18 protein-coding genes are annotated in these 24,677 nt (G+C 31.2%); 13 read left to right on the top strand and 5 right to left on the bottom strand.

Translation table 11 applies throughout. The features are described from left to right. Positions 1-57: 57 nt before the first annotated feature. Positions 58-297, top strand: a complete 240-nt coding sequence (locus QZU90_RS07095; RefSeq protein WP_295606476.1) for a hypothetical protein — start codon at positions 58-60, stop codon at positions 295-297. A gap of 102 nt (positions 298-399) precedes the next feature. Here QZU90_RS07095 and ade read toward each other — a convergent pair whose 3' ends face one another. Next, positions 400-2,121, bottom strand: coding sequence for an adenine deaminase (gene ade, locus QZU90_RS07090; RefSeq protein ID WP_295606478.1), 1,722 nt, complete (start codon positions 2,119-2,121; stop codon positions 400-402). A 284-nt stretch (positions 2,122-2,405) separates the two neighbouring features. On the opposite strand from ade, the gene QZU90_RS07085 reads away from it, so the two are divergent. Beyond that, on the top strand, positions 2,406-5,054 hold the full coding sequence (locus QZU90_RS07085) for a CDP-glycerol glycerophosphotransferase family protein (protein ID WP_295606482.1): 2,649 nt from the start codon (positions 2,406-2,408) through the stop codon (positions 5,052-5,054). 67 nt (positions 5,055-5,121) lie between these two features. Continuing rightward, the gene (locus QZU90_RS07080) at positions 5,122-5,358 is read left to right on the top strand and encodes a DUF3781 domain-containing protein (RefSeq protein ID WP_295606485.1); all 237 of its coding nucleotides are present in this window, start codon (positions 5,122-5,124) and stop codon (positions 5,356-5,358) included. A 155-nt stretch (positions 5,359-5,513) separates the two neighbouring features. Here QZU90_RS07080 and pheT read toward each other — a convergent pair whose 3' ends face one another. After that, positions 5,514-7,166 (bottom strand): phenylalanine--tRNA ligase subunit beta, encoded by a 1,653-nt coding sequence (gene pheT / locus QZU90_RS07075; protein ID WP_296856384.1) that lies wholly within the window; start codon positions 7,164-7,166, stop codon positions 5,514-5,516. Positions 7,167-7,315: 149 nt separating this feature from the next. Further along, a complete protein-coding gene (locus QZU90_RS07070; RefSeq protein ID WP_295606488.1) occupies positions 7,316-7,672 on the bottom strand; it encodes a hypothetical protein in 357 nt (118 codons plus the stop codon). Positions 7,673-7,954: 282 nt separating this feature from the next. Between QZU90_RS07070 and QZU90_RS07065 the strand changes: the two genes are divergently transcribed. Next, positions 7,955-10,705 carry a valine--tRNA ligase gene (locus tag QZU90_RS07065; RefSeq protein WP_296856382.1) on the top strand — a complete coding sequence of 917 codons (2,751 nt, stop codon included), beginning with the start codon at positions 7,955-7,957 and terminating at the stop codon, positions 10,703-10,705. A gap of 130 nt (positions 10,706-10,835) precedes the next feature. On the opposite strand, the gene QZU90_RS07060 is transcribed toward QZU90_RS07065, so the two are convergent. Continuing rightward, a complete protein-coding gene (locus QZU90_RS07060) occupies positions 10,836-11,441 on the bottom strand; it encodes a flavodoxin family protein (RefSeq protein ID WP_296856380.1) in 606 nt (201 codons plus the stop codon). Between the two features lie 243 nt (positions 11,442-11,684). On the opposite strand from QZU90_RS07060, the gene QZU90_RS07055 reads away from it, so the two are divergent. The 4 genes from QZU90_RS07055 (at position 11,685) to nth (ending at position 16,520) form a co-directional block, all read left to right on the top strand. After that, on the top strand, positions 11,685-12,470 hold the full coding sequence (locus QZU90_RS07055; protein WP_295606496.1) for an ADP-ribosylglycohydrolase family protein: 786 nt from the start codon (positions 11,685-11,687) through the stop codon (positions 12,468-12,470). Between the two features lie 187 nt (positions 12,471-12,657). Beyond that, a complete protein-coding gene (locus tag QZU90_RS07050; RefSeq protein WP_296856378.1) occupies positions 12,658-14,277 on the top strand; it encodes an AarF/ABC1/UbiB kinase family protein in 1,620 nt (539 codons plus the stop codon). 200 nt (positions 14,278-14,477) lie between these two features. Then, complete coding sequence (gene aroA / locus QZU90_RS07045; protein ID WP_296856376.1) at positions 14,478-15,845, top strand: 3-phosphoshikimate 1-carboxyvinyltransferase; 1,368 nt, start codon at positions 14,478-14,480, stop codon at positions 15,843-15,845. A gap of 39 nt (positions 15,846-15,884) precedes the next feature. Beyond that, positions 15,885-16,520 carry an endonuclease III gene (gene nth / locus QZU90_RS07040; protein ID WP_295608655.1) on the top strand — a complete coding sequence of 212 codons (636 nt, stop codon included), beginning with the start codon at positions 15,885-15,887 and terminating at the stop codon, positions 16,518-16,520. On the opposite strand, the gene QZU90_RS07035 is transcribed toward nth, so the two are convergent. Further along, positions 16,517-17,122, bottom strand: a complete 606-nt coding sequence (locus QZU90_RS07035; RefSeq protein ID WP_295608653.1) for a methylated-DNA--[protein]-cysteine S-methyltransferase — start codon at positions 17,120-17,122, stop codon at positions 16,517-16,519. The two genes, nth and QZU90_RS07035, sit on opposite strands and share 4 nt — an antisense overlap. 382 nt (positions 17,123-17,504) lie before the next feature. Here QZU90_RS07035 and cysK point away from each other — a divergent pair, with 382 nt between their 5' ends. The 5 genes from cysK to acs all read left to right on the top strand — a co-directional run bounded on the left by cysK (position 17,505) and on the right by acs (position 24,001). After that, on the top strand, positions 17,505-18,461 hold the full coding sequence (cysK, locus tag QZU90_RS07030; RefSeq protein ID WP_295608651.1) for a cysteine synthase A: 957 nt from the start codon (positions 17,505-17,507) through the stop codon (positions 18,459-18,461). Positions 18,462-18,694: 233 nt separating this feature from the next. Continuing rightward, on the top strand, positions 18,695-19,435 hold the full coding sequence (epsC, locus tag QZU90_RS07025) for a serine O-acetyltransferase EpsC (RefSeq protein ID WP_296856373.1): 741 nt from the start codon (positions 18,695-18,697) through the stop codon (positions 19,433-19,435). A 72-nt stretch (positions 19,436-19,507) separates the two neighbouring features. Then, the gene (locus tag QZU90_RS07020) at positions 19,508-19,888 is read left to right on the top strand and encodes a transcriptional regulator (RefSeq protein WP_295608647.1); all 381 of its coding nucleotides are present in this window, start codon (positions 19,508-19,510) and stop codon (positions 19,886-19,888) included. A gap of 135 nt (positions 19,889-20,023) precedes the next feature. Next, complete coding sequence (cysS, locus tag QZU90_RS07015) at positions 20,024-21,484, top strand: cysteine--tRNA ligase (protein WP_296856371.1); 1,461 nt, start codon at positions 20,024-20,026, stop codon at positions 21,482-21,484. 417 nt (positions 21,485-21,901) lie between these two features. Next, complete coding sequence (gene acs, locus QZU90_RS07010) at positions 21,902-24,001, top strand: acetate--CoA ligase alpha subunit (RefSeq protein ID WP_295608645.1); 2,100 nt, start codon at positions 21,902-21,904, stop codon at positions 23,999-24,001. Positions 24,002-24,677: the final 676 nt, after the last annotated feature.

Genomic DNA, 24,677 nt, shown 5'->3' with positions numbered 1-24,677 from the left:
ATTATTTTCAAAAACTTTTATTTATTATGAATTTATAATTAATTTTGATGATTAGTTATGATAATAGAAAAAGTTTCTAAAAATGAGGAGTGGGAAGATTATTTCATCAAGAGCAAGTCCTCCAATAAGCATTACATTATCACTTTTGACCTTTTAGAGGATACAGTTAGCTGTGACTGTGAAGACTTTAAATACCGCAGGGAAAACCTTAAATTCGGTGGTGTCAAAGTAAGCGATAAGGAAAACCATTGCAAACACATAAAAAAGATTTTAGAAATTAGAGATAAGTTAAAATAAGTTAAGATAAGTGAAAAGAATTAAAAAAGAAATAATTTTAAGTTTAAGTTTTTAAAAAATTTAAAAAAAGAAAGAAAAAAGAATTATTAAACAGGAATGACCTTATTTAATAATTACATCCATAAATTCAAAATTATCACCATCAAACAATCCTTTATCGGATATTTTAATTGATGGAATAACCAGTAATGCCATAAATGCCATTGTCATGAATGGCGCTTCTACTTGACATCCTAACGCTTTAACCATATTATGTAAAATGCCTAATTTATCAGCGACATCATACACATCTTCATTAGACATCAATCCAGCAATTGGCAGAGGCAAGGAGTCAGAGAAATCTTCACTAACAACAGAGATACCTCCTTTATCATCAATGACTTGATTTACCGCATCCGCCATCATTTGAGAGTTATAACCGATGACGATAATGTTATGGGAGTCATGTGCAACTGATGAAGCAATTGCTCCTTTCTTAAGTCCAAATCCTTTAATGAATGCGTTAGCAATAGTGTTTCCGCCGTAACGTTCTACAACAGCAATCTTTAAGATATCCTGATAAATGTCAGGTTGCACCACACCATCTTTTACATATAACTTTGCAGTTGCTTTTTTAGTTAGCAAATCACCGTCAAAGCACTCTATTACATTGACTTCACATTCGTCACCATCATAATGTATGTCAAAGTCGCCGGCAGTCTTTTTAGTTGTATTGATTGTATTTCTAGGTTCGATTTCCGGAACGTCAAATAAAACGTTTTCTCCATCGAATACACATTCTCCACCAACATATGTTTTTAAAACGTTACAGTCATATATGCTGTCAACAATTATGAAATCTGCTTTTGCACCAGGTACAATAGCTCCACAATTAAGGTTATAATGATATGCAGGGTTAATTGTTACCATATTAATGGCTTTAATAAGATCAATTCCTAAACCAACAGCTTTATTAATGGATTTGTTTAAATGCCCCTTGATTAAATCGTTCGGATGCTTGTCATCACTAACTATAAAATCGAATAAAGGGGAGTAGATTCTTCTCTCGAAAATGTCTCTAAACATTGGGCCCATAGGTCCTGAGAAATCAAGGTCTTTACCCGCTTCTTCTATATCAAAAAGGCCTTCCATATCCGTAGCGGATGATCCATCACGAACCATAATTTTCATACCTTTTATCTTTTTCTCAAGAGCTTCTATAACATTACTGCATTCGTGGTCTGTACTTATACCTGCAGCAAGATATTTATCCAAGTCATCTCTAGTAACAAGTGGGGCGTGACCATCAATTGGTTTTCCAATTTTTCTTGCAAATTCCAATTTCTTGTGGACCTCTTCATCGCCGTTAATGACACCTGGGAAATTCATCATTTCCCCTAATGCCACAATTTCCTCTTTTTTAAGCAAGTATTCTATATCAGAGGAATCTAAAACGGCACCTGATGTCTCAAATCCAGTAGCAGGCACACAAGATGGGGCAGTGAAGAAAAAATTAAAAGGGACTTGCTTTGCATTTTCAATCATTGCTTCAACCCCTTCAATTCCTAAAACATTAGCTATTTCATGAGGATCGCAAACAACAGCAGTAGTACCATGACGAACTGCAATTTTAGCAAATTGTGCAGGTGTAACCATACTGCTTTCAATATGAATATGGGAATCAATGAATCCTGGAAGCATTAATCCTTTCACATCAATTTTAACAATGTCTTTTTCAGAAACTGTAATTGGGGTCACTTCTTTAAATAAACCATCTTCTATTGTAATTCTAGCAGGATAAATAGTATCAGATACTACATCCAACATATATGCTGTAAATGACATCTTATTCACTCTCTTAAAAACTTGGTAAAGATATTATTATAAATCAAATATTTTTTTTATCTTTTGCTTAATTAAGTGTTTATTGCCCCTTATTAATAAATTTTTGTAGAATGGTTCATTAGCATGTATTATTATAGAATTAGGTTTTCAAAGTAATGTATTATTGCACTTATTCTTTGATTTTCTGATTAATCTTTTTTTTCATTATTTTTAATTTTAAAAATATTTAAATAGAATTAAATGTAATATAAATATATATTTATTTACTTATTTTTAGGGGTTACATGTTTTTTAATTTTAAGTTTTCTATTGTGATGACTATTCTTAATAATGAGAAATATCCTGAAAAAACTATTCAATCTGTCATTAATCAAGATATCTGTTTTAAAGATAATGTTCAGCTAATTTTAGTTAATGAGGGGATAAAAGATGATTCTTATGATATTTCTTTAAAGTATCAAGATATGTATCCTCAAAATATCATTGCTTTAACTAAAGACAATGGAAATCAAGAATCTGCTCGTAATTTAGGATTAAAATATGCAGATGCAGAATATATAAACTTTCTTGATAATGATGATGAATTATCCCCAAACGTTTTAAGTAGCGTTTATGATTTTTTTTCAGCGCATATTGAAGAAATAGATCTTGTAAGCATTCCTTTAGTATATTCTGATAGTGAAAATGAGGGTTATTTATCAAATCAGAAGTCTGAGGAAGACGGAATTGTTGATTTAATTAAAAATCCAGAATATTCCCAGTTATCTTTATCCTCATCATTCCTGAAGAATGAAATTTTTCATGATTTTAAATTTGATACTAACTTAAGTCAAGATGAAGACTCAATTATTATTAATAAAATTCTTCTTAATAAGAAAAAATATGGCCAAGTTAATAAAACCGGATGTTTCTGTCTAAAAAGATGTGAGGAATCTTCTACTCTTGATATGTTCAGATATAAAAACGAATATTTAAACATTAAATTAAATAATTATAAATCTCTTATTGATTACTCTTTAGATAAGGAAGGAAATGTGGCTGATTTTATACAATATCTGGTGGTTGATGAGATGCAGCACTTTTATAAGATTTCTGATTTTCCAGAAGATATGTGTGATGAGGAAATTGAAGAGTTTTGGAGATTGCTTTATTACATTTTGGATAATATTGATAAAAAGATAATTTTTAAACATCCTGATATTAAAAAGGTTTATATTAAACGTTTTCTTATTTATTTAAAAAATCATAAAGATTTTAATATAATTGTAAAACCTAATAAATCTAAGGTTTTCTTAAAATCTGACAACAATATTATTAATAGATTGCACAATCATAGGTTTCATTTTGATATTATAGAGTTTAAAGAGGGGTGTTTAAATTTCTCTGGAAATTTTGTATGTTCATGCATTCCGGAGGCCTTAACTGTAAAAGCTATAAAAACTCTTCAAAATGGTTCAAAAGAAGTTTTCACTGCTAAAAAAGTTGAATATCCAACTACTAATCGTAAAGATCAAAGGTTTTTAGGTATTGATTGGAGATTTAATTATAATTTTGATTTAAAAGTACCTATGAATAAAAATGAACAATCTAAAATAGATTTCTTCATGGTTTATGAGGAAAATGGTGAAAAAGTTGAAATGAAAAATAATATAGTCTTTAGGAAGCATGCTGATTTATCAGAAATAAGTAATTATTTCATTAAGGATTCTCTAATTGTATTATTTGAAGAAAATTCATTTTATACCTTACCTTATTCTTATCATAATGTCTTAAAATTAGAAATTAATACAATTAAAGAGTTATATGAACTTAAAGAAGAGGATTATCTGTCTGCTATACATTTAAGGATTGTCTATTTGTTATTACTTCCTTTTATGAAAAATAAGAAGATTTGGTTATTCCAGGATAAACCTGATGTTGCTGATGATAATGCTAAACATTTATTTTCTTATGCTATAAAACAAAAGGATGATATTAAGAAATATTTCATTGTTGAAAAAGACTCTAATAGCTATAATGAAATGTTAAAGATTGATAAACATATAGTTCCATTTGATTCATTCAAACGAAAAATATTATATGTTTTCGCTGAGAAGGTAATATCTTCTCATATTAATCATTCATGGTTAAATCCTTTCTATGACGAAAATATTAAATTTTATAATGGTCTTTCTTCAATTGAAAAATGTTTCTTGCAACATGGTGTAACAAAGGATGATGTTTCTAATTGGTTTAAGAAGTTTTATAAAAATTATTATTTGTTAGTAACTTCTTCAGATTTGGAGAGGAATTCCATATTATCTGAAAATTATAATTATGATGAAAAAGTTGTTCAAACATTAGGTTTTCCAAGATTTGATAATTTAAATAATCATAATATTAAAAAACAGATTTTATTCATGCCTACTTGGAGATTGTATCTTAAAAATGATGAAAAAAAATTTTTACAATCAGATTTTTTTAAAAATGTTAATGGGCTTATCAATAATAAGAAATTAATCGATTTTTTAAATCAAAATAATTATAAGCTTCTATTTAAGCTTCATCATGGTCTGTTGGATTTTATAGATTTATTTGATACTAATGAACATGTTGAATTTGTTATGGATGAATCTTATCAGAAGCTCTTTAATGAATCCTCATTATTAATTACAGATTATTCTTCAGTTGCTTTTGATTTTGCATATCTAAAAAAACCAGTAATTTATTATCAAAATTCCCCATATCATTATGAGAAAGGTTATTTTGAATATGAATCTATGGGATTTGGTGATGTTATAAAATCTGAGGATGATCTAGTTGATAAAATCATGGATTACATCACTAATGATTGTTTAATGGAAGAAGAATATAAAGGAAGGGTGGATAAATTCTTCAAATTCAATGATAAAAATAATTGTAAACGTGTTTATGATTGGCTTTTATCTCATTAATTTTTATTTTATTCTTTTTATAGAAAAGTAATTCAATTAACATCATATGATAATTTGGAGTTAAATTATGAAATTATTGAATAATTTAGATAAGGTACACACTACTGAAATGGGTGTGGATAGGATAAAAAGAAACATAGAAGTTGATGTCGAGGATATTGTAGCATATTGCATTGATAAGATAAAACAGGAAAATGCAGTTATTGAAAGGAAAGGGAAGAATTATTATGTAAGTGTTGATGGGATTATTATCACTGTAAATGCTTCTAGCTATACAATAATAACTGCTCATAAAGAGAAATAATAGATAATGATTTAAATAGGGGATTTTGAAAAATAGTTTAAAATTTTTAAATAAAAAATTATTGAAAAAAGAAAAATTATTAAGAAAAATTAAAAAGAAAAATATTTGAAAAAATAAAAGAGTGAAATTAAAAAGAAAAAATAAATTGAATTCAATTAGAGGAATTCAATTTCAAATGCTATAACTGGATATTCCAATTCAAAGTTTCTAATAACTTCAGGAGCTATTTCACCAAAGAATCCAGTTATTTTACCACTTTTAGACTCGCCACTGACATCAGCCACTCTACCTGGAATAAAAGTAGTGTTACTTGAATCACTGATTTCCATGCTGTATCCTAAATTGGAAAGAACACTGGAAACTGTTGATTTTATTTCAGTAAAGTTTGCAGAGCTGTGACAAATCATACCCGCTAATTTTTTAACTTGTCTTGTTTTATTTGATGATTTCTCATCCATGTATAAGACATCACCGATTTCAAAGATCTTTTGTGGAAGGTCTTCATGCTTGTTGTCTTCCAAGAATTCCATTAAGCTATTGAGCAAGCTTGTTCTAATCATGGTTCCACTAATGGTAATTGGTTTGGAGACTTGAACATGGTCAACCTCTTCCTGATTCATCTTTTCATATTGGCTTTCTTCACTGGTTAACATTAAGCTCATTACTTCTTGGAATCCTAAACCTACCATAACTTCTCTAATTGTTTTTTCACCTTTAAACCAGTTATCTTCACTTGCTACAGTGACGATATCAGGCAATTTTGCTTCGACTGCATTGATATGATATTGGATGGTAATGTTTTCAACAATATCAACTTCATGCAAGATATCGACTCTGTAAGGTGGAATAAGCACTTCCAATTCGTTATCATCAATGATTTTAGCATCGAATCTTGCCTTTTCAAGCAATCCTTTAATGTCTTCAGCGGTTAAATCGGTTCCACCAATCAATTCATTGGTTAAATCAACATGAACATTTTTCACCTTTGGAGTGAAATCCGGACAGACTATTGTCTCATCTTCATAAATCACTTCCATGGATTTGACTTTTCCTCCAACTTCTGCAAAGGATGCGCAGAGAATGTTTAATGACTGTTCGACTGCTCTCTCGTCAGTTCCAGTTACATCAACAATGATGTTTGTAGTGTCTTCTTTAAGTTTGGTTAATTCTCCGTTGATGATTGGAGGCATTGATAATACTTGTTCATCATTATCGATAATGAGAGGATACTTGTCAAACTTATCAATCAAATGAGCATATTTCTCTCCTTTTGCATGATCTTTCAATATTTCATCAGGAGTCATTTCCTCATCCATTTCAAGAGGAACAAATGAATGTTCGTCTTTTGGAGTTGCAATGTATTTGTATGGTCCGCTTATGACATCTGCGTTATGAACACCAATTGCCACTTTTTTACGGTCTCTTCCAATAACCCAATGCAAGTTTTCCTGGAAATCCATAATGTATTTGATCTTATCTCCTGTGAAGTCCACTCCTTCTATCCTTGCAAATCTGATGAAAGGTCTGATTTCTGCAACTTCAGGACTCACATAAACCTTTTCGCCAGATGGTTCAATTTCATATTTTGGAAGTCCAGTTTCCATTCCTAAGAATCCTTTAAATGATCTTGCCACTCCTTCAACAGATAAGTTATCTGGACGATTTGGGAAGAATTCTACTTTAATCTCTTCATCATCATAATCTTCAATATCACTTGCCATCATAGGTAAGGTATCAATAAGCTCATCTTTTTCCATATCAATACCCAAATCCTTTAAATCTTGATATTTAAATGTAATTACAGGCATATTATCTCCTAATCTCTTTAATAATATTTTATAAGTTTAATTTTTAATTTAGAATTAATTAACTAATTTTCATCTAATAATTTTTTTTAATCTTTAATTAATCATAGAGTTCTCTATTTTGATAATTAATTAAAAATAGGATTTATTCTTTATAATCCAAATACGGCGATAAAGAATAAAGATTCAAAGACAAAGTGTAATGCTCTATGAGGTAACCATGGCATATGTCTAATTGCAATTGAATGGCTTACATCCAATAGGAAATGTATTAATGCCGCTAAAAATCCCACTTTCAATGAGAAGAATACACAAGACACAAAAATAAAATGGAAAAGTGCTTCTAAAGCTTCATGAACAATCCAGGTTTCCATTACAGAATCTAATGCACTGCTGATTATGCCTCCAAATATTATGTAGAAGTCTCTTACATAGTCCCAAACAAGTCTGCTATGAACTTCATCACTTATAGCAAGTGCAATAGCTACATAAAACCATAATAAATGCATTTTGTCACCTCGTATTTAGTTAATCAAATAATAAAGTTAATTTCAGTTATAATATTTATTATACTATGTTTCTTTTTGTCTATTATTTATTATATAATTATTGTTTTTAAGATTAAAATTAAAAATTATTTCCAAATTTCTAAAATTATTATAATTTACAACAATATTTAATAAATACTTTTAATAAATATTAAATTAGAATGTTTTATTTTGAAATTGAAGTTTCGAAGATTACATTTTTAATTAATTATTTTTATTATTCATTCTATTTGGAGGAATATTTTGACAAATAAAGAAATTCCTAAAGATTATGACCATAAAAACGAAGAAAAATGGCAGAAAAAATGGGAAGATGATGAAGTTTATAAATTTATTGGTGATGGAACAAGACCAAGATACATTATAGATACTCCACCACCTTATCCAACTGGATTGCTTCATATGGGTCACATCTTAAATTGGGCTTATATGGACTTCAATGCAAGATACAGGAGAGAAAAAGGTATGGATGTATTGTTCCCACAAGGTTGGGACTGTCACGGTCTTCCTACTGAAGTAAAGGTAGAGGAAACTCATAACATTAAAAAGAACGATGTTACAAGAGCAGAGTTCAGAGATATGTGTACTGAACTCACAACTCACAACATTGAAGTTATGAGAGGACAAATGCGTTCTGTTGGTTTCTCACAAGATTGGAGTAGGGAATACATTACCATGACTCCAGAGTACAGAAAAAGAACCCAATTATCATTCTTGAAAATGTATGATCAAGGTTTGATCTATCAAGGAATTCACCCTGTAAACTGGTGTCCAAGATGTGAAACAGCTATTGCATTTGCAGAAGTTGAATACAGTGACAACACTACATTTTTGAACTATGTGAACTTCCCACCTGCAGATGTTCCAGAAGAAGTCCTTGCAAACGTTGAAGGCAATTCATATGTAAGATATGCTGATTATCCTGAGAAAGCTGATGCAAGCGTTCCAGGTGTATTGATTGCTACCACTCGTCCCGAACTCATGTCTGCTTGTGTGGCAGTAGTAGTTCACCCAGAGGATGAAAGATACAACTCATTATTAGGCAAGTATGTAGAAGTTCCTTTATCTGGTCAAAAGGTTAAGATTATTGCTGATGAAGAGGTAGATATGGAATACGGTACCGGTGCAGTAATGATTTGTACTTTCGGGGATAAGACTGACGTTGCTTGGGTAAACAAATATGACTTGGATGTAATTGAAGCTATTTCTGAACAAGGAATATTGACTGAAGCTGCAGGAAGATACGAAGGTATGGAACTTCCTGATGCTAAAAAGCAAACCATTGAAGACTTGAAAGCAGAAGGCTATTTGACCAAGCAAGAAGAAGTTGACCAAAATGTAGGTCAATGCTGGAGATGTAAGACCCCTATCGAAATCTTGGTTAAAAAGCAATGGTTTGTAGCTGTAACAAAAATGATTGATGAAAGTAAAAAGGCTTCAAATGAAATGCGTTGGGTTCCAGAACATATGGAAAGCCGTTTATTGAATTGGGCAGATTCCATGGAATGGGATTGGTGTATTTCAAGACAAAGATTGTTTGCAACTCCTATTCCTGTATGGTACTGTAAAGACTGCGGTAAGGTAATCCTTCCGGATGAAGACCAATTGCCAATAGACCCAACAGTAGATAAACCAAAACATGCATGTGAATGTGGATGCACTGAATTCATTGGAGAGGAAGATGTATTGGACACTTGGATGGACAGTTCCATTTCCCCATTGTCTGTTGCAAACTGGCCAAATCCTGGTTGGGAAGATATTTTCCCATCAAGCATTCGTCCTCAAGGACACGATATCATTAGAACTTGGGCTTTCTATACCACTCTCCGTTGTTTAGCATTAACCGGCCAAAAACCGTTTGATGACATTGTAATCAATGGTATGGTATTTGGTGAAGACGGTTACAAAATGAGTAAATCCCGTGGAAATGTAACAGGTCCTGAGGAGGTTATTGCAGAATATGGTGCAGATCCTTTAAGATTATGGGCTGCTAACAGTGTTCCTGGTTCTGATGTTGCATTTGATTGGAAAAACATCAAGCACGGATATAAATTCATTAGAAAATTCTGGAATGCATTCAGATTTATCAGTATGCACATCTTCGATGAAGAGTCTGAAAAGGCTTTAAGTGGAGATATTGAAGCTATTAAGGCAAACTTGAATCCAATGGATACCTGGATTTTTGCAAAACTCAATAAAGTCAATAAAATCGTGGATGAAGCGTTTTATGATTATAATTACAGCATTGCTGTTAATACAATCGAACAGTTTGTATGGCATGATTTCTGTGATGAATACATTGAAGCGGTAAAATATAGGTTATACAATGATGATATTAGCGAAGAGTCTAGAATTGCAGCTAAATACACTCTTAGAACTGTAATCGAAGACACTTTAAAATTGCTTGCTCCAATTGCCCCATTCTTTGCAGAAGAGGTTTACCAATACTTCGGTCATGAAGGCAGCATTCACAATGAGCTTTGGCCTGAAATTGACCCTAAATTAGATTCCACTCAAGTGGAAGAGGATGGGGACTTAGCTATTGAACTCATTGGTGAAGTCAGAAGATTCAAATCCGCTTCTAAAATCCCATTGAATGCTGATGTGGAAAGTGCAACTGTTTACTTAAATGAAAAGACAGAAGACTTGAAAGATGTATTTGAATACTTCTCAGATGACATTAAAGGAACTTTAAAAATCCAAAACTTCCAAGTTACCACTGGTAAACCTGAAGTTCATGAGAAGGTCATTGAAATCGAACCTGACATGAGTAAGATTGGACCAACATTTAAGAAGAATGCAGGCCAAGTCATTGGATTCATCAAGTCAACTGCTCCTTATGAAATAGCTAAACAATTAGCTGAAAATGGTGCTGATGGTGTAATCACTGAAGATTTCCTAAAGATGAAAAAGGAAATTGTAGGTGCAAGCGGTAAGAAAGTTGACATATTGCAATCTGAAAAGCTTGGTGTAATCGTAGAAGTAATCAGATAACTGTTTTTCAGTATTTTAAAAAAAATTAATTTCATGAAAAGTTTAATGCTTTTCATGTAAACTCTTTTTTTTAATTTATTTTTTAATTAATTTTATATTTTTCATTAATAATCCATAATTTAATTTTTATCTATTTTTTACTTAATTCCGCACCTATTTCAAATGCATTTTTCAAATCAATTTCAAATTGTTTTTCCAATTCTTTAATTTCTTCCTCAGTCTTTTTCTTGCTTGTCATTCCTTTGTAAGATTCATAAACTTTAACTTTTCCATTCAGCATTTTAAATAAGTCTTCTGTTGATTTAAGGTTTGGACGAACTTTATTTTCAAAATGCTTTTTCAGGGAGATAATGCTATAAAAGATACCTACATTGACTTTTCCTTTGTAATAGTAATTCCTATCATATGAAACAATACAATAGATGAGTCTTTCAACCAAAGCCCTATAATGGCTTGTCGGTTCATTGAAGAATATTTGGGAACCTATTAAAAGTGTATCTGCGTTTAAGATTTTTTCAATTATTGGGGATAAATCATCTTTCCAGTAACATTTGAAGCTTTCTTTATTTTTCTTTTTGCAGATTGAACAGATCATGCAACCTCTCATGTCTATTTTGTATAAATCAAAGTATTCCACTTCACTTCCTACAGACTCAGCACCTTTAGCTGCAGATTTCAATATCTTTCCTATTTCCTGTTTTATTTTAGGGTCTGCATTGATTACAATAGTTTTCATCTATCCACCTTTTCATCTTTTCTATTAAATATTATTTATCATGAGATTTATAAAAATTGCTTTTTTGATTTATTTTAGACATATTTTAGACATATTTTAGACATATTTTAGACATATTTTAGACATATTTTAGATTTATTTTAGATTTATTTAGATTTATTTAGATTTATTTAGATTAGTTTTAGATATTTTTATAAGTAACGGAGTTCATATTAATATTATATAATAATATGGGGGTATAATATGAAAGGAATTATTGGCGCAATCGCAGGAGATATAATAGGATCCACTTATGAGTTCCATCCTATCAAGACTAAGGAATTCTCTCTTTTTAATAAAAGGTCTACTTTTACAGATGATACAATCATGACCCTTGCTGTAGCTAAATGGCTGCTTAATGATAAAAACTCCAAAGATGAATTGGTAAGGCAACTCCAATATTTTGGAAACAAGTATCCTAATGGTGGCTATGGTCGAATGTTTAAGAAATGGTTAAGAACAGACCATCCGAAACCTTATGGAAGTTGGGGAAACGGTTCTGCAATGAGAGTCTCTCCAGTAGCATGGGTAGGGGACTCTTTGGAAGAGGTTCAAAAGCTTGCGGTATTATCTTCTATTGTAACTCATGATCATCCTGAAGGTGTCAAGGGTGCATTAGCTACTGCAGATGCTATCTATTTGGCAAGACTTGGCTCATCAAAGGAAGAAATCAGAGACCATATAGCGGTACGATATGATTATGACTTAAGTAGGACTCTTGATGAAATAAGGCCTCACTATAGATTTGATGTTTCCTGTCAAGGGTCTGTTCCAGAGTCTATAATTTGCTTTTTAGAAGCTAATGATTATGAGGATACAATTAGAAATTGCATTTCATTAGGTGGGGATGCAGATACCATGGCAGCTATTGCAGGTGGAATTGCATCAGCATATTGGGAAGTTCCAAATGATATTCATTCTAAAGCAGTTCATAGATTGTCTTATGACCTTTTAGATGTTTTAGTGGAATTTGAAAATAAGTTTGTATAATTTCAATTTTATTTTCTAATTCTTTAATCACTGATTTTCTAATCTTTTTTTTAAATTTTAGATAAATTTAATTATAATTTTAATCATATATATTTATAGTAATAAATTTAATCTTAAAAGTCTTAATAAAAAACAGTTATAATTAATAAAGAACAATTAAATTATTCTAATTCAAAAGGTGCTTATCATGCAAAGAAGAACATTATCACGTTTTGATGAGATTATAAAAATCTTAAGGAAATACGATTTTGATAAGGTTTTAGGTCAGACTACTCGTAATAAGATAAGTCCATTTAGAAATGAAGCGGATAATAAGGAATTATTGAAAGAAGATTTTCCTATAAGATTAAGATTAATGCTTCAGGAACTTGGAACAACATTTATTAAATTTGGTCAATTGTTAGCTTCAAGGCCTGATTTAGTTGGGGAAAAGATTAGTGAAGAGCTTTCACAGTTACATGATGATAATCCACCTGTAAACTATGAAGAGATTAAGGAACTGATAGAAGATCAACTTGGAGGAAGTTTAAATGAGTTCTTTGTTGAATTTTCTGAAAAATCTCTTGCTACAGCTTCCATTGCTCAAGTTCATGTGGCTAAATTGCATAGCGGTGAGAAAGTAGCCGTTAAGGTGCAAAAGCCTAATATTGAGGATATTGTTGAAACTGACTTAAGCATAATGAAATTCATTGCAAATGAATCCGATAGGTTTGATACTGGATTCAAGCACCTTAATCTTCCTGCAGTTATTCATGAATTTGATAGGTCTATCCATAAGGAGATGGATTTTGACAATGAATTGATGAATATCAGGCATTTGAATGATAATTTCAAATATAATGACAAGATTATTGTTCCTGTAATATATCCTGACTATTCCACTGAAAAAGTCTTGACTATGGAATATGTTGAAGGTGTAAAATTATCTGAAGTCATTGCTGGAGATGACCCGAAATATAATAAGATCCTTATTGCAGATAGGATAGTTCGCGCTTATTTAAAACAGATTTTCCTCGATGGATTTTTCCATGCAGACCCTCATCCAGGTAATATTTTCATTACAGATGATAATGCAGTATGCTTTATTGATTTTGGAATGATGGGTGTTCTTGATGATGAGTTTAGGCAAGATTTGGCTGAATTGATGATTAATTTCTCAGACCATAATATTGATGGTTTGATTAATCAGTTGATTCGTATGGATATCCTGAATGAGAAAACAGACATCAATATCTTGAAAAGCGATTTAAATGACTTGTTCGCAAAGTATTATGGTATGGAACTTAGCCGTTTCAATGGTATTATAGAGGACTTGCTCTTTTTAATGCAGAAATATGAGGTAAGGCTTCCAAATGAGTTTGTACTAATGGCAAGAGGATTGTCAATGGTTGAAAACATTGCACTACGTTTGGATCCAAATATCAATGTTGTGGAATATCTTAAGCCTATTGCAAGAAAACTTATAGTTCAAAGGTATAATCCTAAGAAAATGGTCAATAATGCTAAAAATAGTTTCTTTGCATTTGAACATGTCTTGAAAGGATTGCCAAGTCTCATTTCAAAAACCTTCTATAAGATAGAGGAAGGGGAAGTCACCGTAAATATTGAAGTTAAGCATATAAGTGAGATAGCAAACCAGCTTTCACTTGCAATCATTATTGCAGCGCTTTTAATTGGTTCTTCTCTTGTTATGTTGATTGATGTAGGTCCAAGATTTTATGAGATGCCGGTGCTTGGTTTTATAGGATTTACAATAAGTTTGGCTCTTGGTGTCTTCACAGTAGTAAGATACTTCATTGACTTTTAAATATTAAAATATTTGGAATTCCATTTTAAATTTTCTTTTTTATTTCTTTTTTTATTATCTTTTTTCATCTTTTTTTTAAATTTTAATCATTCAAATTCTTTTTTTATTAGTTAACTATATAATAAATTTTATCTAAATATAAAATAGAATATTAATTATAAAGAGATTAATTATTGAAAATTAATCAAAGGATGTATTAAATGAATCTTAAAATAAAAAACTTTTCTAAAATTAATGGAACCGTTAAAGCTCCTTCTTCTAAAAGTTATAGTCATAGGGCAGTTATTCTTGCATCACTTGCTGAAGGGAAATCCAAGCTATTTGATGTGCTTTACTCTGAAGATGTATTATCTTCAATTAGGGCTTGTGAAGCTCTTGGCGCTAAGATTGACAGAAAGAAAGAAATCATCTTAAAAGGGGATAGAAGTCAAACTGTTGACTATTTGGAAGTTTATGGAACTGGCGGTAAATTACATAATATTAGCGAAAATCCATCTGAAGACATGATTGATCTCGCTAACTCCGGCACTACACTTAGGATTATGACAAGTGTGGCTGCATTGTCTGATAATGAAGTAATATTTACAGGGGATGATTCTCTCAAATCAAGGCCTATGGGTGCATTGATTGATGCATTGGAAGGATTAGGCGTTAAGATAGAATCATTAAATGATAATAACAAAGCACCTCTTAAGATTTATCCGGGTTATGTTGGTGGAGAAACAGATATTCTGGGAAGTATCAGTTCTCAATTCATATCTTCTATTCTCATTTCTGCACCATTATCTGAAAAAGGAGTTGAACTTGAAGTTTATCCTGAATTCGTATCAAAACCTTATGTGGATATGACTATATCTATTTTAGAAAAATTTGGAATAGCTATTGGGGAAGATAATTATCAATTCCATGAAACCTGCAAGAAAGAGCATACTGATTGCTTAGGAGTTAAATTTAATGTTAAGCCTCAAAAGTACATTGCCAGCGATTATATTGTTGAGGGGGATTATTCCTCTGCTTCCTATTTGCTTGCAGCTACAGCTATTGCAGGAGGTTATGTGAGAGTTGAAAATCTATTCAGCGATTCCAAACAAGGAGATAAATTTATTTTAGATATTTTAGAAGAGATGGGTGCTAATGTAACTCAATTTGATGATTATGCTTCACTTAGATCTGATGGAAATCTTAAAGGAATTGATGTAAACTTATCCAATGCACCAGATTTATTGCTTACTGTAGCAGTTCTTGGAGCAGTTGCAGAAGGAAAAACAACAATCACTGGTGTAAAGCATGGAAGATTAAAGGAAACTGACAGAATTGACACCACATGCAGAGAGCTTGAAAAATTAGGATGCAAACTTGAAGAGTTTGAGGATGGAATGACTATTTATGGCCAGACTATTGGTGATGGAAAAGTTGAATCCCATAATGACCATAGATTGGCTATGGCATTTTCATTGCTTGGATTGAAACATGATGTTGAAGTGGAAAATGGAGAATGCTTTAATGTATCATTCCCTAATTTTATAGAGCTTATGGGTGAAATAGGCATTGAAATGGAATTGAAATAAATTGAAAATCTTTTTTGGAATATTATTGGAGATTAGAATATGAATGATGAAGAGAGAATAAGAGAAATCTTTAAAAGATTAAATGAAATTTACACTATCCGCACTTTTCATGACCATGACCCTTATAAAGTATTGATTAGAACTATTTTATCTCAAAGGACAAGGGATGAAAATACTGATCAGGCTGCAAATGCATTATTTGATGTTTATCCAGATATTTATGCAGTTGCTGATGCTCCTGTAGAGCATGTTCAGGAATTGATTAGGCCTGCAGGTTTTTATAGAGTTAAGGCAGCACGTATTTTAGAGGTTTCAAGGATTCTGATTGACCAATATGGTGGAGAAGTTCCAAGAGAAATGGACGAAATGCTAAAGCTTCCAGGTGTAGGCAGAAAAACAGCTAATTGTGTAATTGTATTTGCATTCCAGGATGCAGCTATTCCTGTAGATACTCATGTTCATAGGATCTCCAATAGGTGGGGAATTGCTGATACAAAGGAACCTGAAGAGACTGAAATTGTTTTGATGGAAAAAGTTCCTAAAGAGCTTTGGGTAGATTTAAATGATTTGATGGTCCAGTTTGGTCAGACCATTTGCAGACCTATAGGTCCTCAATGTGATAAATGTCCTCTTACAGACCTTTGTGACTATGATTCAAGCAAGTTAGATGATTAGACAAGTTTTGTTTGGCTTGTTTTATCAAGTGCAATTATAGGGCTATCTCCTACTACTTTTTTGCCTTGTATCATCAATCCATCTAATTCAAGAAGTATTTTTTTAGATTCAAGTCCTTCTGCAACACCACCGAATCCTCCGATGGTTCTATCTGATTTAACTGTTCTGTGGCATGGTATGATTATAGGGTATGGATTTTTTGAAAGTGCAGTGCCTACTGATCTGTATGCCTTCGGACTGCCTGCTGCCTTTGCAAGATCCTTATAGGTGTTTATGGTTCCTTTTTTTGTCTTGAATTCAGTTTCCAATACTTTTCTTTGGAATGGTGTAAATTTTTCTAAATTAAGATATTCGAGTGAAAATCTTGCATCCTTTTCATGGAAGTAATTATCTAATTCTTTCAATACATTATTCAATTGCTTTGATTTCTTATTAATTGGTAGTTTATCTTCTTGCTCGTATTTTTCTTCAGCTATTTGTGATGAACTTTTATCTGGTCTTGAGAGGATAATCTCTTCAATTTGGAATTTAGGTTTTTTCCTCCAGATAATTGTTATTTCTCCAATTGGGCTTGGATTAATAATGTATTTAAAGAGAGTCATTTTATCATCTTTTTTAATAAAATAGTTAAAATAATATAATCTTATAAATTTATTTATAGTTATTGTATAATATTAATTCTTTATTTTCTTTAATTTTTGATGAAATTCTAGTTTTCTATAGAAATATTTATATATCATCATTTATTAACTATTATATAACAATTGTTATATTTTTAACTTTTGTTGTAATTTTATAGTTTTGATTTTGACTTTTTGAAAAGATGAAATTAAAATTATAAATAAAATAAGTTATTAAATTATATATTAAATATTAAGTATTGGTTATTAGAAGGGATTTAAGCAAAGATATTATTTTTTATATTCTTTAATAATAGACTTTTTAAAAATTATTTTAACAATTAAATTTTATGATGTGATAATTATGGTAAACATTCCTGAATTGAAAAGAGGCATAGCTAATGATATGACAGAAGCTATTGGTAACACACCTCTTGTAAGATTAAATAGATTGACAGAAGGATTGAATGCAGACGTGCTTGTAAAAGTTGAATCTTTCAATCCGGTAAGCAGTATTAAAGATCGTATTGCAGTGAACTTAATTGAAACTGCAGAAAAAGAAGGATTGCTTAAAGAGGATTCAGTAATTATTGAACCTACAAGCGGTAACACTGGTATTGGTCTTTCCTTTGTAGCAGCTGCAAAAGGATATAAGTTAATTTTAACCATGCCTGAGACAATGTCTATTGAAAGAAGAAAATTGCTTGCTGTATTTGGTGCTGAAATCGTCTTAACACCTGGAAGCGAAGGTATGGGTGGAGCTATTGCTAAGGCAAAAGAGCTTGTTGAAAACACTCCGAACTCATTCATGCCACAGCAATTTGAAAACAAGGCAAACTCTGAAATTCACAGATTAACCACTGGTCCTGAAATCTACAGAGACACTGATGGTAAAGTGGATATCGTAGTGTCTGCTGCTGGAACTGGTGGTACTGTAACTGGAATTGCTCAATACATAAAAGAGTTAAAACCAGAGTTTAAGGCAGTTGCAGTTGAACCTGCTACCTCTCAAACTTTAGGTAAAGGTGAAAAAGGACCTCACAAAATCCAAGGTATTGGACCAGGATTTGTTCCAGAAGTGCTTGACTTAGACCTTGTTGATGAGGTTATTCCTGTAAAAGATGAGGATGCAGGGGCTACTTTATTAAGACTTGCAAGAGAAGAGGGTATTTTCACTGGTATTTCATCTGGTGCAGCTACTTGGGCAGGATTAGAACTTGCTAAACGTCCTGAAAATGAAGGAAAAACTATTGTAGTCATATTGCCAGATACTGGTGAGAGATACTTATCCACTGAGTGGATCTTTGGAGATTTATTCTAAATAAATCTTCTTTTTATAATTTTTTTAAAAAAATTAAACTATTTTTCTTATTTTTTATTATTTTATTTTAAATTTCCATCATTGATTAAAATAGTATATATAGTAAAAAAGATAAAATATAACTTTGTTATTATAACAAATGTTAAGTTTATATAAAATTAAATTAGATATAATAATATAATTAACAATAGTTAAATTATTGCATTTGTATACTTATTGATTATGGTGAATATATGTTTGATGATTTAAGAGATGATCTCCAAGCTGCAAAAATGAGAGACCCTGCTGCAAGAAGCAGTCTAGAGATTCTGCTTTGTTATCCTGGAATTTGGGCCATCATTTTGCACAGATTGAATCACTGGCTTTGGACACATCACTTGCCTTTTTGGGGAAGGTTCTTCTCTCAGATATCAAGATTCTTGACAGGTATAGAAATTCACCCTGGTGCTCAAATAGGCAAAAGGGTCTTTATTGACCATGGAATGGGTATTGTAATAGGTGAAACAACTATTGTTGGAGATGATGTTTTAATTTATCAGGGAGTAGTTCTTGGTGGAACAAGTTTAAGCAAAGGCAAAAGGCACCCTACTGTGGAAGATGCAGTGGTTATCGGTTCTGGAGCAAAGGTTTTAGGAAACATTACCTTAGGATGTTCCTGTAAGGTAGGTGCTGGAGCAGTTGTATTGCAGGATGTTCCAAGAGGGGCTACAGCAGTTGGGGTACCAAGCAGAATCATTCGTGAAGACCGTAAATGTGTCTTGGACTTGGAGCACGAATTCCCAGACCCTGTTTCATCAGCTATTGATTTGCTTTTAGAACGTCAGGAAGAGCTTGAAAAAAGAGTCAATATCTTAAGCCACTTCCACGATATAGAACATGTTGAATTGAGTCATGATTCTGAAGTTGAAGAGGTATTCAAGGGTGCTGATGAAAAATTGTTTTATAGATTAAATAATTATATCGAAGATGAATGAAGTTACTCTTATAGATTAGATAATTTATTTAGGTAATCAAATTAAAATTTTTTAAACATTAGGAGGTATTATATGAAACCACCTTGTGAAATGGTAGTATGGTATATTATACCAGCTATAAGATCTGAATTAGCAAAAGATTTATTGAAATTAGGAATGAAACAAAAGAAGATATCTGAATTAATGGATATTACACAACCTGCTGTTTCTCAGTATTTAACTGATAAAAGAGGTAGCGGCATTGAGTTCAATGATGATGTAAAAGCATTGATTCAGGATTTTGCAAATGACTTAAATGAAGGAACTGCAACTAAATTAGATATTATTCCACGTACTTGTTACATCTGTAAAAGAATCAAAACAGAAGATGTCATTTGTCAAATACATAAGGAAAAAGGACACATGCCAGCAGATTGTAGAGCATGTTTAGGTTCTGAAGCACATTTATTATAAAAATTGGTAGAATTTCTACTAATTTATTTTTGGATTGGTATGGGATAGCAGTAAATGACCTATTCTATATCCTTTAGTTTATTTTTATTTAATTTAGACTTATTTTTATTTATTAAATTGTTTTAAGGAGATATAATGGAAATTTATAGTACTATGTCAAGGGAAAAGGAAGAGTTGAATACATTATTTGAAGATAAGATCAAACTCTTTGTTTGTGGCCCTACAGTTTATGATGATGCTCATATTGGTCACGGAAGAACATACATTTCCTTTGATACCATTAAAAGATATTTGGAATTTAAAGGATATTCTGTATTCTACTTACAAAATATCACTGATATTGATGATAAGATCATTAACAGAGCAAAAGAAAGTGGTGTAGACTCCAAATTGCTTGCAAAGAAATTTGAAAAGAGATTTATTGAAGATATGGCTGCTTTGAATGTGAAAAGCGTCAACTATTTTGCAAGAGCTACTGACCATATGGAAGAGATTTTAGATCAAATCCAAAGGTTAATCGATAAAGGATTTGCATATGTAACTGAAACTGGAGTTTACTTTGAAGTTGCTAAGTTTAAGGATTATGGTAAATTAGCTAATCGTAAGATTGAAGAGCTTGAAACTCATAGGATTGATATTGACAGTTCTAAAAAAAGCCCTAATGATTTTGCTTTATGGAAAAACAGAGAAGCAGAAGAGTTTGCAGGTGAACCTGTATGGGATTCCCCATGGGGTAAAGGAAGACCTGGTTGGCATATTGAGGATACCGCAATCACTGAAAAATACTTTGGACCACAATATGACATTCATGGTGGAGGTCTCGATTTAATATTCCCTCACCACGACTCTGAGATTGCTCAAATGGAAGCTGTATCAGGTAAGGAACCATTAGTTCAATACTGGATGCATACAGGTTTCTTGAATGTTTCTGGAGAAAAGATGTCTAAATCTTTAGGTAACTTCATTACCATTAGAGATTTATTGAAAGAGTATTCTGGTGAAACATTCAGATTGTTTGTTCTTGCAACCCATTACAGAAGTCCTATAGACTTTAGTGAAGTGAGTTTGCATCAAGCTGAAAAAAATGTAGCTAGGATAAAAAATTATCTTCAAGTCTTAGATGAGAAGATTAGTGCAGAGTTTGAAAAAGGTAATGTTTCTGATGATATTGCTTATTTAGCAGACTTAAATGAAAGTGAACTTTTCGAAGAATTGCTTAATTTTGACTACTATGAATCTTCTTATGATGTGTTAAATGAGGGAGTTAGTGAGTTCTTCAAGAGTATGGATGATGACTTCAGCACTCCTAAAGCTATTGCAGCTATTTTCTCATTTATCAAGAAATCCAATAAGGATTTGAATGAAGATAAAATAATCATTGATGATCTTTTAGCTATTAAGCACTGGTTTGCAGATATCAGTCAAATATTAGGTATTGATTTCTTCGCAAATGATGATGAAACCAGTGGCGATGAAGAGGAATTATTGAATATAATTGCTGATGTTCGTCAAAAATTAAGAGCTGAAAAGAAATATGATTTATCTGATGAGATTAGGGACAAACTTGTTTCATTAGGTATTGAAGTAAGCGATTAAATAAATTATTTAAATTAATCAATAATTTTTAGTGATTAGTTTTACTAATCATTATTCTCTTTTTTTTATTTTTTTTAATTCTATTAAATTATTATAATTTTATTTCATTATTATAATTCTATTCATTTTTTATTTATCTAATTTTTCATTTTTTCATAGTTTCATTAGTTTTTCCATGAAAACTTTCAGATAATTATAAATATTAAAATTTTTATACTATTTTAAGACAAAAATATAATTGTTAATTATTTATCATTATAAATATGATGAATTACATATAATATAATAACAAACATTATATTGTAAATATTAATATTCAAATATTAATAAAACAATTATAAATTAATATGAATTTTAAAGTGAAAATTTTAAAATCATAATTATATTAAATTAATTGAAATAAAGGAGTTAAAATCTATGACTGATCTTACTAAGATGTTTAATCCGGACTCTGTTGCTATTGTTGGAGCTTCCAACTCAGAAGGAAAAGTTGGTTATATTATAGTAAATAATATGATTAATGATGGTTTTAAAGGAAATATTTATCCTATTAACCCTAAAGATGATGAAATTCAAGGATTAAAAGCATATAAAAATGTGTCTGACTTGCCTGAAGTTCCAGACCTTGTAATTATTTCTATTCCTAGTGTTTTAGTAAACCCAGTTGTTGAAGAATGTGGTGAATTCGGCGTTAAAAATATGGTAGTTATCACTGCAGGATTTAAGGAAATTGGTGGAGAAGGTGTAGAAAGAGAAAATGAGCTTGTAGCTCTTGGTAAAAAATATGGCATAAACATTATTGGTCCTAACAGTTTAGGTATCACTGATTCACATTCATTATTAAATGCTTCATTTTCACAGATTATGCCTCCTACAGGTAATATTGCATTTATCTCCCAAAGTGGAGCTATGATGGTAGCTATTATTGATTGGAGTGTAACTTCTGGAATTGGATTCAGTAAAATTATCAGTTTAGGAAATAAAGCTGGAACTACTGAGATTGAATTAATTGAATATTTATCTGATGATGATGAAACTGCAGTAGTTATCTGTTATCTTGAATCCATCACTGAAGATGATGATTTTGTCAGAACTTTAAGAAAAGTATCCTATAAGAAACCAGTTATTATCTTGAAATCCGGTTCAAGTTCTGCTGGTGCTGAAGCTGCATCCTCACACACTGGCGCATTAGCTGGTAGTGATGTAGCATTTGATACTGCATTCAAACAATCTGGAGTATTCAGAGTAACCACTATGGATGAATTGTTTGATGTAGGCTTAGCATTCTCCAAATGTCCGCTTCCAACTGGACGTAACCTTGCAATCATTACCAATGCAGGTGGTGGAGGAGTTTTATCCGTAGATGCAATGGAAAGATACGGATTGGAACTTGTTAAATTTGATGAAGAAACCAATGAAAGATTAAAAGCAGCTGTGCCTGAAGAGGGAAGTATTAAAAACCCTATTGATGTTTTAGGTGATGCTCCTGTTATAAGATATAAGGAATCTTTAGAAGCTGTATTGGACAGTGATGATGTTGACGGTTTAGTGGTAATGGTTTGTCCTACTGCATCTGCTGATGCTGATGGAATTGCTCAAGCACTTGTTGAAGGTGCAAGTGAGTTTGATAAACCTGTTATTGCAGTTAACATGGGTGGACCTACCTTTGAAAACGCTAATGATGTATTAAGGGATAATGGAATTCCTACCTATGTATTCCCTGAAACCGCTGTAAAAGTATTCGATTACCTTGCAAGATTCGCTGCTGTTCAAGATAGAAACTATGATGATCCTGTTGGAGAAATTGATGATGTAGATAAGGAAGCAGTTGAAGCTATTTTCGCTAAAGTGAAAGAAGAAGAAAGAGACACCTTGCTTGGTAGTGAAGCATATGCTGTGGCTGAAGCTTATGGTATTGAAGCAGCCCCTATTAAGTTAGCAACTTCTGCTGAAGAAGCAGGTCAGCTTGCAGAAGAAATGGACTTCCCAGTTGTACTTAAGATTGCATCTGATAAGATCTTACACAAATCTGATATTGGTGGTGTAAAAGTAGGTATTCAATCCAAAGAAGAAGCTGAAGCAGTCTATGAAGAAATCATTGCTAATGCTAAGAAAGCTCATCCAGACATTGTTCCAAATGGTGTAGAAGTTCAAAAGATGATGGACTCTGGAATTGAAGTTCTTGTTGGTATGATCAGAGATGCACAATTCGGTCCAATGATTGCATTTGGTATGGGTGGAGTTCTTGTAAACCTTTTAGAAGATGTTTCATTCAAATTGGCAAAAGGAATGACCACTGAAGAAATTACTGAACAAATGGAAGACACTAAAGTTATGGGATTACTTAAAGGTTTCAGAGGAGAAGCTCCTGGTGATATAGATGCTGTTAAATCAGCTATTGTCAGAGTTGCTAGATTAACTTTAGACTTCCCTGAAATATCTGAACTTGATATTAACCCAATCTTTGTATATGAAAAAGGATCAAGTGCTTTAGATATTAAAATTAAATTAGGTTAATTGTAAAATTAATCTATTTTCTTTTTTCTTTTTTTTAAAATTACATATATTATATGATATCTATTTATTATATTTTTTATTTTATTTTTTATTTTAAATTCTTATTTTCTTTAATATTCTAATATTTTTTATTATTTCCCTAAAATATTCCATATTTTTCTTTATTATTAATAAATTTCATGGTTTTCATTGGTTTTCTTTAATTTAAATTAATTTTTAACATTATTTCTAAAACTTTCCTTAATTTTTTTAAACTAATAGTATATAAACTTTTCCATATTTTCTTGTATTTGCCTTATTTTTATCCAATTCTTAATCTAATAAAGGTCCATCAAATTTAAGATCATTTTAATTTAGTTTTTATGATATGAAACAAACTGTGAAAAATTTTATTGAATTTGTTTATTTTAGTAATAAATAGTAAATATTAATTATTTTTTAATTTTTTTTAAATTTTTTTCTTAAATTCAATTATAATAAAATTTTGCAATATTTAATTTTTATTTTTGTAAATGTTGTAGCTTTGCTTAATAGATGTGCTACCTTTGTAGCATGTATTATGATTATATGATATCAATCATTTTTTATCATAAATTTATTCGTGAGAACCTAAGTTTAACTTAGTGTTTGATGTTGGTAAAATAGATGTGGTGATATTTGATTGTTATGTCTGTGA

This window comes from uncultured Methanobrevibacter sp., assembly GCF_902784195.1.
GTDB lineage: Archaea > Methanobacteriota > Methanobacteria > Methanobacteriales > Methanobacteriaceae > Methanobrevibacter.
The sequence above is the reverse complement of the archived record's forward strand: the minus strand, read 5'-3'. Positions and strand labels throughout refer to the sequence as shown.

What these genes read in the sequence shown, in the direction of transcription:
- epsC (WP_296856373.1), top strand. Translation starts at nt 18,695, where the DNA reads ATGTTTGATGATTTAAGAGATGATCTCCAAGCTGCAAAAATGAGAGAC.
- aroA (WP_296856376.1), top strand. Translation starts at nt 14,478, where the DNA reads ATGAATCTTAAAATAAAAAACTTTTCTAAAATTAATGGAACCGTTAAA.
- QZU90_RS07095 (WP_295606476.1), top strand. Translation starts at nt 58, where the DNA reads ATGATAATAGAAAAAGTTTCTAAAAATGAGGAGTGGGAAGATTATTTC.
- QZU90_RS07055 (WP_295606496.1), top strand. Translation starts at nt 11,685, where the DNA reads ATGAAAGGAATTATTGGCGCAATCGCAGGAGATATAATAGGATCCACT.
- QZU90_RS07035 (WP_295608653.1), bottom strand. Translation starts at nt 17,122, where the DNA reads ATGACTCTCTTTAAATACATTATTAATCCAAGCCCAATTGGAGAAATA.
- pheT (WP_296856384.1), bottom strand. Translation starts at nt 7,166, where the DNA reads ATGCCTGTAATTACATTTAAATATCAAGATTTAAAGGATTTGGGTATT.
- QZU90_RS07020 (WP_295608647.1), top strand. Translation starts at nt 19,508, where the DNA reads ATGAAACCACCTTGTGAAATGGTAGTATGGTATATTATACCAGCTATA.
- ade (WP_295606478.1), bottom strand. Translation starts at nt 2,121, where the DNA reads ATGTCATTTACAGCATATATGTTGGATGTAGTATCTGATACTATTTAT.
- QZU90_RS07050 (WP_296856378.1), top strand. Translation starts at nt 12,658, where the DNA reads ATGCAAAGAAGAACATTATCACGTTTTGATGAGATTATAAAAATCTTA.
- QZU90_RS07070 (WP_295606488.1), bottom strand. Translation starts at nt 7,672, where the DNA reads ATGCATTTATTATGGTTTTATGTAGCTATTGCACTTGCTATAAGTGAT.
- acs (WP_295608645.1), top strand. Translation starts at nt 21,902, where the DNA reads ATGACTGATCTTACTAAGATGTTTAATCCGGACTCTGTTGCTATTGTT.
- QZU90_RS07080 (WP_295606485.1), top strand. Translation starts at nt 5,122, where the DNA reads ATGAAATTATTGAATAATTTAGATAAGGTACACACTACTGAAATGGGT.
- nth (WP_295608655.1), top strand. Translation starts at nt 15,885, where the DNA reads ATGAATGATGAAGAGAGAATAAGAGAAATCTTTAAAAGATTAAATGAA.
- QZU90_RS07085 (WP_295606482.1), top strand. Translation starts at nt 2,406, where the DNA reads ATGTTTTTTAATTTTAAGTTTTCTATTGTGATGACTATTCTTAATAAT.
- cysK (WP_295608651.1), top strand. Translation starts at nt 17,505, where the DNA reads ATGGTAAACATTCCTGAATTGAAAAGAGGCATAGCTAATGATATGACA.
- QZU90_RS07060 (WP_296856380.1), bottom strand. Translation starts at nt 11,441, where the DNA reads ATGAAAACTATTGTAATCAATGCAGACCCTAAAATAAAACAGGAAATA.
- cysS (WP_296856371.1), top strand. Translation starts at nt 20,024, where the DNA reads ATGGAAATTTATAGTACTATGTCAAGGGAAAAGGAAGAGTTGAATACA.